This window comes from Streptomyces sp. 150FB, assembly GCF_000818195.1.
Lineage (GTDB): Bacteria > Actinomycetota > Actinomycetes > Streptomycetales > Streptomycetaceae > Streptomyces.
The window spans coordinates 5,611,465-5,622,791 of sequence record NZ_JTHL01000001.1 but is presented as its reverse complement, the minus strand read 5'-3'; the positions used below and the strand labels follow the sequence as shown (position 1 = coordinate 5,622,791).

12 protein-coding genes and 1 pseudogene are annotated in these 11,327 nt (G+C 68.7%); 5 read left to right on the top strand and 8 right to left on the bottom strand.

The features are described from left to right. The 5 genes from nuoE to QR77_RS24135 all read right to left on the bottom strand — a co-directional run. Positions 1-648: NADH-quinone oxidoreductase subunit NuoE (nuoE, locus tag QR77_RS24155; protein ID WP_052489018.1), on the bottom strand; the 648-nt coding region annotated here is incomplete at its 3' end. 53 nt (positions 649-701) lie between these two features. After that, positions 702-2,063, bottom strand: a complete 1,362-nt coding sequence (locus QR77_RS24150) for an NADH-quinone oxidoreductase subunit D (protein ID WP_040024219.1) — start codon at positions 2,061-2,063, stop codon at positions 702-704. Next, a complete protein-coding gene (locus QR77_RS24145; protein ID WP_040024218.1) occupies positions 2,063-2,806 on the bottom strand; it encodes an NADH-quinone oxidoreductase subunit C in 744 nt (247 codons plus the stop codon). Before QR77_RS24145 ends, QR77_RS24150 begins: the two co-directional genes overlap by 1 nt. After that, positions 2,803-3,357 carry an NADH-quinone oxidoreductase subunit B gene (locus tag QR77_RS24140; RefSeq protein WP_040024217.1) on the bottom strand — a complete coding sequence of 185 codons (555 nt, stop codon included), beginning with the start codon at positions 3,355-3,357 and terminating at the stop codon, positions 2,803-2,805. Before QR77_RS24140 ends, QR77_RS24145 begins: the two co-directional genes overlap by 4 nt. 19 nt (positions 3,358-3,376) lie before the next feature. Further along, positions 3,377-3,736 carry an NADH-quinone oxidoreductase subunit A gene (locus QR77_RS24135; RefSeq protein ID WP_040024216.1) on the bottom strand — a complete coding sequence of 120 codons (360 nt, stop codon included), beginning with the start codon at positions 3,734-3,736 and terminating at the stop codon, positions 3,377-3,379. Between the two features lie 854 nt (positions 3,737-4,590). Here QR77_RS24135 and QR77_RS24130 point away from each other — a divergent pair. From QR77_RS24130 to QR77_RS24120, 3 genes are all read left to right on the top strand, one after another. Next, entirely contained in the window at positions 4,591-5,409 is an 819-nt protein-coding gene (locus tag QR77_RS24130; RefSeq protein ID WP_040024215.1) for a C40 family peptidase, read from the top strand. Positions 5,410-5,635: 226 nt separating this feature from the next. Next, positions 5,636-6,679, top strand: coding sequence for a questin oxidase family protein (locus QR77_RS24125; RefSeq protein ID WP_040028560.1), 1,044 nt, complete (start codon positions 5,636-5,638; stop codon positions 6,677-6,679). 213 nt (positions 6,680-6,892) lie between these two features. Beyond that, positions 6,893-7,441, top strand: coding sequence for a glycoside hydrolase family 25 protein (locus QR77_RS24120; RefSeq protein ID WP_040024214.1), 549 nt, complete (start codon positions 6,893-6,895; stop codon positions 7,439-7,441). A gap of 42 nt (positions 7,442-7,483) precedes the next feature. Here QR77_RS24120 and QR77_RS24115 read toward each other — a convergent pair whose 3' ends face one another. Continuing rightward, positions 7,484-8,767: a geranylgeranyl reductase family protein gene (locus tag QR77_RS24115; RefSeq protein WP_040024213.1), complete on the bottom strand. Its 1,284-nt coding sequence runs from the start codon at positions 8,765-8,767 to the stop codon at positions 7,484-7,486. A gap of 107 nt (positions 8,768-8,874) precedes the next feature. On the opposite strand from QR77_RS24115, the gene QR77_RS24110 reads away from it, so the two are divergent. Both QR77_RS24110 and QR77_RS24105 read left to right on the top strand, forming a co-directional pair. Next, positions 8,875-9,381, top strand: coding sequence for a GNAT family N-acetyltransferase (locus tag QR77_RS24110; protein WP_040028559.1), 507 nt, complete (start codon positions 8,875-8,877; stop codon positions 9,379-9,381). Between the two features lie 163 nt (positions 9,382-9,544). After that, positions 9,545-10,327 carry a DUF899 family protein gene (locus QR77_RS24105; protein WP_040024212.1) on the top strand — a complete coding sequence of 261 codons (783 nt, stop codon included), beginning with the start codon at positions 9,545-9,547 and terminating at the stop codon, positions 10,325-10,327. A 44-nt stretch (positions 10,328-10,371) separates the two neighbouring features. Here QR77_RS24105 and QR77_RS24100 read toward each other — a convergent pair whose 3' ends face one another. Both QR77_RS24100 and QR77_RS49030 read right to left on the bottom strand, forming a co-directional pair. Continuing rightward, on the bottom strand, positions 10,372-11,064 hold the full coding sequence (locus QR77_RS24100) for a demethylmenaquinone methyltransferase (RefSeq protein WP_040024211.1): 693 nt from the start codon (positions 11,062-11,064) through the stop codon (positions 10,372-10,374). 64 nt (positions 11,065-11,128) lie between these two features. Further along, positions 11,129-11,327: pseudogene (locus QR77_RS49030) on the bottom strand (hypothetical protein); the annotation flags it as partial.

Here is an 11,327-nt window from a genome sequence, read left to right as displayed (position 1 = left end):
GGCCAGCCGCAGGCCGACCAGCGAGGCGGGACCCGCGCCGCCCGACGCCTCGACGGCGCCGGGGCGCTCGTCGGGGAAGCCGGCGAGGATGCGCGCCGTCTCCTTGTACGTGCACAGGGGCGCGCCCCTGGTGGGCGCCACGGGGCGGCCCTCGCGCAGGTCGTCGACGATCTGCTTGGCGCTGTCCGGCGTCTGGTTGTCGAAGAACTCCCAGTTGACCATCACCACGGGGGCGAAGTCGCAGGCCGCGTTGCACTCGATGTGTTCGAGGGTGACCTTGCCGTCCTCGGTCGTCTCGTCGTTGCCGACGCCGAGGTGCTGCTTCAGCTCGTCGAAGATGGCGTCGCCGCCCATCACCGCGCAGAGCGTGTTGGTGCAGACGCCGACCTGGTAGTCACCGCCGGGCTTGCGCCGGTACATGGTGTAGAAGGTCGCGACGGCGGTGACCTCGGCGGTGGTCAGGTCGAGCAGCTCCGCGCAGAAGGCCATCCCCGTACGGGAGACGAAGCCCTCCTCGGCCTGTACGAGGTGCAGCAGCGGGAGCAGCGCGGACCGGGCCCCGGGGTACCGCGCGATGATCTCCTTCGCGTCGGTCTCCAGCCTGGCACGCACATCGGCCGGGAACTCCGGGGCCGGCAGCGCGGGCATGCCTAGGCCGACCCCGGAACTCGGGGCCACCTCGGAGTTGGCGGGTGTGGTCGTCACCGGTCGACGCCTCCCATCACGGGGTCGATGGACGCGACGGCGACGATGACGTCGGCGACCTGGCCGCCCTCACACATCGCCGCCATGGACTGGAGATTGGCGAAGGAAGGGTCACGGAAGTGAACCCGGTAGGGGCGCGTCCCGCCGTCGGAGACGACGTGCGCGCCGAGTTCGCCCTTGGGCGACTCGACGGCGGCGTACGCCTGACCGGCCGGGACCCGGAAGCCCTCCGTCACCAGCTTGAAGTGATGGATCAGAGCCTCCATGGACGTGCCCATGATGTTCTTGATGTGGTCGAGCGAGTTGCCGAGTCCGTCGGGCCCGTGCGCGAGCTGCGCCGGCCAGGCGATCTTCTTGTCGGCGACCATCACCGGACCCGGTTCGAGCCGGTCCAGGACCTGTTCGACGATGCGCAGCGACTGGTGCATCTCCTCGAGCCGGATGAGGAAGCGGCCGTACGCGTCGCAGGTCTCGGCGGTCGGGACGTCGAAGTCGTACGTCTCGTAGCCGCAGTACGGGTCGGACCTGCGCAGGTCGTGCGGCAGTCCGGCGGACCGCAGGATCGGTCCGGTGGCGCCGAGCGCCATGCAGCCGGCCAGGTCGAGATAGCCGACGTCCTGCATGCGCGCCTTGAAGATGGGGTTGCCGGTGGCGAGCTTGTCGTACTCCGGCAGGTTCGTGCGGAGCGTCTTGATCATGCCGCGCAGATGGTCGACGGCGCCCGCCGGCAGGTCCTGGGCGAGCCCGCCGGGCCGGATGAACGCGTGGTTCATCCGCAGACCGGTGATCAGCTCGTAGGCATCGAGAATCAGTTCACGATCGCGGAAGCCGTAGATCATGATCGTCGTCGCGCCCAGCTCCATACCGCCGGTGGCGATGGCGACGAGGTGCGAGGAGAGTCGGTTCAGCTCCATCAGCAGGACGCGCAGGGCGGTGGCCCGGTCGGGGATGTCGTCCTCGATGCCGAGCAGCTTCTCCACGCCCAGGCAGTACGCCGTCTCGTTGAAGAACGACGTCAGGTAGTCCATGCGCGTGACGAAGGTGGTGCCCTGCGTCCAGTTGCGGAATTCGAGGTTCTTCTCGATACCGGTGTGCAGATAGCCGATACCGCAGCGCGCCTCGGTCACGGTCTCGCCGTCGATCTCCAGGATCAGCCGGAGCACGCCGTGCGTGGAGGGGTGCTGGGGACCCATGTTGACGACGATGCGCTCGTCGTCGCTCTTGGCCGCCGACTGGACGACCTCGTCCCAGTCGCCGCCGGTGACCGTATATACGGTGCCCTCGGTGGTGGCACGCGCTGTCGCGTGCGGAGCGGTGGGGGGAGCCTCGCCGTGCGGGGTCTCGTGGGGAGCTGACATCAGGAGTACGACCTCCGCTGGTCCGGAGCCGGGATCTGGGCGCCCTTGTACTCGACGGCGATACCGCCGAGCGGATAGTCCTTGCGCTGCGGGAAGCCCTGCCAGTCGTCCGGCATCATGATCCGGGTCAGGGCCGGGTGCCCGTCGAAGATGAGGCCGAAGAAGTCGTACGTCTCGCGCTCGTGCCAGTCGTTGGTCGGATAGACGGCGACCAGGGACGGTACGTGCGGATCGGCGTCCGGCGCCGAGACTTCGAGCCTGATCAGCCGGCCGTGGGTGAGCGAGCGCAGGTGGTAGACGGCGTGCAGCTCGCGGCCCTTGTCGCCGAGGAAGTGGACCCCCGACACCCCCGTACACAGCTCGAAGCGCAGCGCCGGGTCGTCGCGCAGGGTGCGCGCCACCTGGACGAGGTGCTCACGGGCGATGTGGAAGGTGAGTTCGGCGCGGTCGACGACGGTCTTCTCGATGGCGTTCCCGGGGATCAGTCCCTGTTCCTCCAGGGCCCCTTCGAGTTCGTCGGCGATCTCGTCGAAGACCCCGTCGGGTCCGCCGTACGGACGGGAGGACGCGCCCGGCAGCGTCACGGTCCTCACAAGACCGCCGTAGCCGGTGGTGTCCCCACCGTTCTCGGCGCCGAACATGCCCTTCTTCACGCGGATGACGTCGCCGGCCTCGTCGCGTGCGGAGGGAACATGGTTTCCGGACTGATCGTCGTCAGCTCCGGGTCGCTGCTCGTCGCTCACCGCAGCAGCCCCTTCATCTCGATTGTCGGCAGCGCCTTGAGGGCCGCTTCCTCCGCCTCGCGGGCCGCTTCCTTCGCGTTGACCCCGAGCTTGGAGCCCTGGATCTTCTCGTGGAGCTTGAGGATGGCGTCCATCAGCATCTCGGGGCGCGGCGGGCAGCCGGGCAGGTAGATGTCAACGGGGACGATATGGTCCACACCCTGCACAATCGCGTAATTGTTGAACATCCCGCCCGATGAAGCGCACACCCCCATGGAGATGACCCACTTGGGGTTGGGCATCTGGTCATAGACCTGCCGCAGAACGGGCGCCATCTTCTGGCTCACCCGGCCCGCCACGATCATCAGGTCCGCCTGCCGCGGCGAGCCGCGGAAGACCTCCATGCCGAACCGGGCCAGGTCGTACCGCCCGGCGCCGGTCGTCATCATCTCGATGGCGCAGCAGGCGAGGCCGAAGGTGGCGGGGAAGACGGACGACTTCCGCACCCAGCCCGAGGCCTGTTCGACGGTGGTCAGCAGGAAGCCGCTCGGCAGCTTCTCTTCGAGTCCCATTGGTGGCCCCTCAGCCCCTCTAGTCCCATTCCAGACCGCCGCGCCGCCATACGTATGCGTAGGCGACGAAGACGGTGAGCACGAAGAGCAGCATCTCCACGAGCCCGAAAATCCCCAGGGCGTCGAAAGTGACGGCCCAGGGGTAAAGGAAGACGATCTCGATGTCGAAGACGATGAAGAGCATCGCCGTCAGGTAGTACTTGATGGGGAAACGACCGCCACCGGCGGGCGTGGGTGTCGGTTCGATACCGCACTCGTACGCTTCAAGTTTCGCCCGGTTGTACCGCTTTGGGCCGATCAGCGTGGCCATGACCACGGAGAAGATCGCAAACCCAGCCCCGATGGCGCCGAGTACGAGGATGGGCGCGTAGGCATTCACGCTCCCCAGCTCCTTCCAGTCGTCCTTGACCGTTGGACCGCACCGGGCAATCTCGCGCCCGCCTCACCAAGATCGTGTCTATGTGAGGCAGTTCACAAGCCCGGCTGCCCCGCATCCTATGCCCGGTGGTCTGTGATCTGCGACACGGGGTGCACCAACGTCTTTGTGATCTCCACCACCTGACGATGGATCATGAAGTCGGATGAGCGGAGATCTTCATACGGGAAGCACGTGGGCGATCACCAGATGTGACATCCGAGGGCGTTACCGCTGGTCGGAGAGCGTGTCGCTCTATCAAGAGATGGCCGCTACAGGCAAATTGGCAATGGACACTTTCGGGTGATAAAGCGCGTCGAACCCGCCCGACGTACCCATCCCGGGGCACTTCACGGCCACCACGCGACCATCGGCACGCGGCGCACACCACCGCGCCGGCCGACGCCACCGATCGCCCCGGATGACTCCGAGTCACTTCGGGCGTTCCGGTCCGCCTCGCGATCGCCGGGGGCGACGCGAACACGTGCATACATTCACGAGGATTCGGGGCCCGGAAGACGCCGGACAGAATTGATACCTCCCTTCACCGGACAGTGACCTTCCTGTGACCTGCACCACTCCGACCTAAGGGTGGATTAAGCGGGGCTTGGCCATGAAAGGGGAGGGATGGTAAGCGGTGGGCAATCCGGACCTTTCCCTGAAAAGCTCTGATCACGGCGCTGATCGCGCATGACCGTTTTGCCCGTTACGGCGTCAATAAGAGGTTCCAGAAAGCGGATTCACAGATTCCGAACGTAACTGTGGTGCAACACACGTTCCTTGACGTCAACCCGGTCACTCCTGATAGCGGTTGTCCCATGTCCCACACCGCTCTCCCGATACGAAGCCACCGAAAGCCCCGCCAGAGCGCATCCAGAACCGCGCTCCGCGCAGGAGTCGCCGGCGGCGTACTCAGCACGATCGCAGTGGCCGGTGCGGCCGGGCCGGCGAGCGCCGAGCCGGTGACCGAGACCATCGAAATGCCCACCATCACCTCAGGACTGGCCACCGCCACCGCTCAGTCGGTCGAGGCCACGCAGCAGGTCGCACTCTCCATGCGGCTCCAGGCGCAGGAGAACGAGGCCGCCACGCACGCGGCCCAGACCGCCAAGAAGGCCAAGGCGGACGCCGACCGCAAGGCGGAGGCCGCGAAGGCCAAGAAGAAGGCGGAGGCAGCGGCGCGCGCCAAGGCCGAGGCCGCCGACCGCGCCTCGCGCTCGACGCAGCGCACGACGCTCGCCACCACGGTGTCCGCCGACTCCGGCACCACCTCGCACGCGACCGGCACCGCGGCCTCCATCGTCGCCTTCGCCCAGGCCCAGTTGGGCGACGCGTACGTCATGGGCTCGACCGGCCCCAACGCCTGGGACTGCTCCGGCCTCGTCCAGGCCGCGTACCGTACGGTCGGCGTCGACCTGCCGCGCGTCTCGGAGTCGCAGTCGACAGCGGGTACCCAGGTCTCGCTGAGCAACCTCCAGCCGGGCGACATCCTGTACTGGGGTGGCGCGGGCAGCGCGTACCACACGGGCATCTACGTGGGCGGCGGCCAGTTCATCGGCGCCCAGAACCCGAGCAGCGGCGTGGTGGAGAAGTCCCTGGACTGGGACCCGCCGACCGGCGCGGTCCGGGTTCTCTGAGTCTTCGAGTCCCCTCAACCCCTTTTGAGCTCTCCTGAGCTCTCCGAGTCCTCTCTCCGAGGCAGTCGGTCTGTTCGCCGGCCCGGGCTGGTAGCCGCTGTTGTACGCGGCTACCAGCGCCCCTCTCCGCCGGGGCGCCGTAGGACCTTTGTCGTACACCGGGCCGCGCCGCACCTGGTTCCGCGGCCCGATACGCGTCCCTTCACCCCTCCGTAGCGTGCTCGTCATGGATACGAACACGACGAAACACGCGGACGGCGCGCTCGACGAGGCGTTCGAGCGGCTGCACGCCACCGGACCCGAGCGCCTGGGGGTGCTCAGCAACCACGCTCCGATGGTGGCCGAGGCGCTCTCCTCGCGCGGCCGGTCGGGGGCCGTACATCACTGGCTGGATCTCTACGAGGACAAGCTCGAAGACTTTCCGTCCCCCGTCACTCCCGTCACCGACGCCAACTGGCCCGAGGCGCTCGGCGACATCAGCCGCGCGGCCGACTGGATCGCGTACTTCTCGCACGCGATCACCGAGCGCCCCTGGCGTGAGCTGCTCGCGCTGTGGTGGCCGCGCCTGCTGTCCGGTCTGTACGGGGCGGCCACCCACCCCGTGATCCGGGTGGGGCACGTCGTACGCGTACTGACCGAGAGCGGCGAGAGCGAGCCCCGGCTCGCCGAGCTGGCCCACGCCCTCGGCTACTGGGCCGCCCGGCACAGCCCGCTGGCCGGCGCTGTGGGCGTTGTCGCGCCGCCGGTCGGCGCCCAGGGGGCGCGGGAGTTCCTGGACGCCGTACCGCCCATCAGTGACCTCCAGGGCTCCTTCGCCGCCCGGCTGGCGCTTGTCGGCCAACTGCCGCCCTGGACGGACGGCGTGAGCGGACCCGACACCGCGAAGGCGCGGCTCTCCGAACTGGTGGCGGCGGCGACCCACCGCTACGCCACCCATGGCCACGGCAACGCGACGATGACCGTCCACGCGGCGACGGCGCCGAACGCCGTGCTGCGCACGCTGCCCGCGCTCCCCCGCGACCTGTGGGTGCCGAGCCTGCACGCGGCGTGGACGGCGTCCGCCGCCGTGACGGCGATGTACGCGCCGGAGGAGCCCCTGCCGTACGTGTCCCCCGGGAGCATCACCTCCGAAGAGGTCTTCGAACTCGCCCTGGCACACGGCGACGAGCACGTCATCAAGATGACCGACACGGCCATCGACGTCGGCGACGAACGGGCCCTCGCCGCGGCGCTGCGCGCCATCGAACTGAGCGAGCCGCTGAAGTCCTGAGGAAGCCTTGGGACCTGAGAGTCCAGGAAAGAGAGCCCCGGACAATTCACTCATCCGGCTTCTCTCTCGCACAACGCGGCGTATGTACGCCAACTGTGAGTGCGGTGCGTCCGTTTGGGCACTGGTACGGGTATCGGTTTTCCCACTCACATAACGACGTGGGCCCGGCCGGCATCGGGCCGGCTGTGGCCGCCCGCGCAGGAGGCACCGACCATGACTGTTAAAGGCGTCGACGTCGCTTCGTACCAAAGTTCGAAGTTCAGCACGAAAGGACTCGATTTCGCCTTCGTCAAAGCCACGGAGGGAACGTCGTACATCAATCCGCGTATGGAGGCCCAAGCATCACATGCCCGCTCCGCCGGGCTGATTGTCGGCTTTTATCATTTTCTGCGGCCCGGCAGCATCAAGGCGCAGGCGAAGTACTTCGTGGAGGAGTGCGTCAGCGTCGAGGGTGACCCGCTGTGGGCCGACTGGGAGGACTCCGACGTGAGCTGCGCCGCGAAAGACGCGTTCCTCAAGGAGGTGAATCGGCTCAGGGGCCCGACCCACCGGGTCGGTCTTTACTGCAACCGTGACTTCTGGCTGAACCGGGACACGACGAGCGAGGCCGGCGACGCGCTGTGGATCGCGGATTACGTGACCGCCGGCAAGCCCCGTATCTCGGCGACGTGGAAGTTCCACCAGTACACCGACAGTCCGCTCGACACGAATCTCGGTGCGTTCGCGGACCGCGACGCGCTCCGGAAATGGGCCGACGGCTGACGGACGCCGGCCGGCCCACATCCTGAGCGGCGGGCCGGGGCCTCAGGCCCTCGGTGCGACCTTCGTCAGGCCGTTGATGATGCGGTCCATCGCGTCACCACCGGTCGGGTCGGTCAGGTTCGCCAGCATCTTCAGCGCGAACTTCATCAGCATCGGGTGCGTCAGCCCGCGCTGCGCCGCCAGCTTCATGACCGTGGGGTTGCCGATGAGCTTCACAAAGGCGCGGCCCAGCGTGTAGTACCCGCCGTAGGTGTCCTTGAGGACCTTCGGGTAGCGGTGCAGCGCCAACTCCCGCTGCGCCGGGCTCTGCCGCGAGTGCGCCTGCACCATGACGTCGGCCGCGAGCTGTCCCGACTCCATCGCGTAGGCGATGCCCTCGCCGTTGAACGGGTTGATCATGCCGCCCGCGTCACCGACCAGCAACAGGCCCTTGCTGTAGTGCGGCTGACGGTTGAACGCCATCGGAAGCGCGGCCCCGCGGATCGGCTTCGTCATGTTCTCCGGCGTGTATCCCCAGTCCTCCGGCATCGAGGCGCACCACGCCTTCAGCACCTCGCGCCAGTCCAGCTCCCTGAACGCGGACGACGAGTCGAGGATGCCGAGACCGACGTTGGACGTGCCGTCACCCATGCCGAAGATCCAGCCGTAGCCCGGCAGCAGCCGCTCCTGCCCGCCCCTGCGGTCCCACAGCTCCAGCCACGATTCGAGGTAGTCGTCGTCGTGGCGGGGGGAGGTGAAGTACGTCCGTACGGCGATGCCCATCGGCCGGTCGGTGCGGCGGTGGAGCCCCATGCCGAGTGAGAGCCGGGTGGAGTTGCCGTCGGCGGCGACGACGAGCGGCGCGTGGAAGGTGACTGGGGTCTTCTCCTCGCCCAGCTTCGCGTTCACCCCGGTGATGCGGCCGGTGCGCTCGTCGGTGATCGGCGCCCCGACGTTGCAGCGCTCGTGCAGCCGGGCGCCCGCCTTCTGGGCCTGCCTGGCGAGCTGTTCGTCGAAGTCGTCACGCTTGCGTACGAGTCCGTAGTCCGGGTACGAGGCGAGGTCCGGCCAGTCGAGCTGGAGGCGTACGCCGCCGCCGATGATCCGCAGACCCTTGTTCCGCAGCCAGCCCGCCTCTTCGGAGATGTCGATGCCCATCGACACGAGCTGCTTGGTGGCGCGGGGCGTGAGCCCGTCGCCGCACACCTTCTCGCGCGGGAAGGCCGTCTTCTCCAGCAGCAGGACGTCGAGTCCCGCCTTGGCGAGGTAGTACGCGGTGGTGGAGCCCGCAGGGCCCGCCCCGACGACGATCACATCCGCGGTGTTTTCGGAGAGGGGCTCGGTCACAGCGGGTTCTCCCGAAGACTTGTGTTTGCGTACCGGACGGCACTGGACACGAGCAGTCTACGGTTGCCTACCGACCGACAAGTTGAAGGGCTGCCCACATGAACACCATGCCGAAGCCGCTGCCGGTGGTACGACTGCGTGTCCCCACCGAAGAGGACGCTTTCGCCTGGCACAAGATCTTCGACGACCCCGACGTCATGGAGTTCCACGGCGGCGCCGCGGCCGAACTGTCCGTGTACGAGGAGCTGACCGCCCGCCAGCGCAGACACGACGCCGAGCGCGGATTCTGCTTGTGGACGATGCTGAACGGGGACGGCGAAGTGATCGGCTTCACCGGCGCGCAGCCGTGGCCGCACGAGGAGTTCGGTCCCGTCGGCGAGATAGAGGTCGGCTGGCGCCTCGGCCGCGCGTACTGGGGGCGCGGTTACGTCACGGCGGCGGCGAACACCACGCTGGAGCGGGTACGCGCGGCGGGCGTCGGCCGGGTCGTGGCGATGGTGAACTCCCGCAACGCGCGGTCCGTCGCGGTGACACGGCGGCTGGGGATGGAGCTGGTGGAGACGTACATCTCGCCATCGAAGCAGGAGGCGTACTGCTTCCGGATCGATCTGTAGGTCGGATGTGCGGGGCGGACGGATCTGCGAGCCCGTCCGCGAACGTGCCGGGCCGCGATGAGTTCCGGCCGGGTCGCGAGTCTCTTCCGGTGACCGTCCGTAGGACGTCGTACAACGGTCACCACACACGAGACACCAGACCCGAGACACCACGGAGGACACCATGGCAACCACGCCGGACGATCCGACCACCGCGCGGCCCGGCCTCCCGCCCGTGGTCGGCCTGGCCACCTGGCAGGCCGCCCGTGACGAGCTGCTGGTCCGCGAGAAGGCCCACACCCACGAGGGCGACGCCATCGCGGCGGCCCGCCGCCGGCTGCCGATGGTGGAGTTCGACGGGACGGTCGAGGTCGTCGGGCCCGACGGCCCGGTCCCGTTCCTGGACCTGTTCCAGGGCCGCGACGAGCTGGTGGTCTACAAGCACATGTGGCACGACGGCGCTCCGCACCAGGGGCAGTGCGAGGGCTGCACCACTGCGGCCTGGCACCTGAGGGACGCCGTCTACCTCAACGCCCGCGGCGTCTCGTTCGCCATGCTGACCACGGGCCGGTGGGACGAGGTGGCCTCCTTCGTCGCGTTCATGGGCTACACCCAGCCCTGGTACTCGGTGCGCGACGTGGCGGAACCGGTCGGCGGCAACATGGGGTACCTCACCAGTTTCGTGCGCGACGGCGACCGCGTGTTCCTGACCTACTCCACGACGGGCCGTGGAATCGAGCCGGTCAACGGGACCTTCGCCCTGCTCGACAGGACGCTCCACGGCCGCGGCGAGGCGTGGGAGGACAACCCCGAGGGCCGGCCCGAGGGGCAGAACGCGTGCTGGTACTGGCGCTCGGACGCCGAAGGGAACGCCACCTGGGGCCCGACCAGCCGCCCCGTACCGCAGTGGACCCGCCCCGGCGCGACCCCCGTGGAGACGCTCGGCCGGCACGGGGACCACCACTGACGGCCGCTTTCCGCCGGCGTACAGCTCTCAGGCGCGCACACCTCTCAGGCCCGTACGCCCCTGTGCAGCGCCACGATCCCGCCCGTCAGGTTCCGCCACGCCACCTGCGACCAGCCGGCCCCCTGCAACCGCGCGGCGAGCGCCGGCTGGTCGGGCCAGGCGCGGATCGACTCGGCGAGATAGACATACGCGTCCGGGTTGGACGAGACGGCCCGGGCGGTGGGCGGCAGGGCCCGCATCAGGTACTCGGTGTAGACGGTCCGCAGCGGCGCCCAGGACGGGTGCGAGAACTCGCAGATCACCACGCGCCCGCCCGGCTTCGTCACCCGGTGCAGCTCCCGCAGCGCCAGGTCGGTGTCCTGTACGTTGCGCAGCCCGAAGGAGATCGTCACCGCGTCGAAGACCTCGTCCGCGAACGGCAGCCTGGTCGCGTCGCCCGCCGTGAACGGCATCCACGGGTGCCGCTTCTTGCCCTCCCGCAGCATGCCCTGGGAGAAGTCGCAGGGGACGACGTACGCACCGGTCGAGGCGAACGGCTGCGAGGACGTCGCCGTGCCCGCCGCCAGGTCGAGGACCTTCTCGGCGGGGCGCGCGTGCACGGCCTTGGCGACTTCCTTGCGCCACAGCCGGGCCTGGCCGAGAGAGAGCACGTCGTTGGTCAGGTCGTACTTCGCCGCCACGTCGTCGAACATCGAAGCGACTTCGTGCGGCTGCTTGTCCAGGGAGGCTCGGGTCACCCTCCCATTCAAGCAGTACGACACCTCGGGGCCGCAGGGCGCCGAGCCCGAGGGGCACCCGGCGCTATACGAGCCGGTGTACGAGCCGCCCGCCGAGCACCGTCACCAGGCAGCGGCCGTCGGCGGCGAAGACCGCGAAGTCGGCGGGCCCGCCCTGGGCCACGGCCGGGACCGGGGACCGGCGCATGCCGGACCGTTCGACGGCGGCGTGCACCGTGGGCCGGTCGAACGGGCCGGCCAGTGCTGTCACCCCGCGCGCGAGC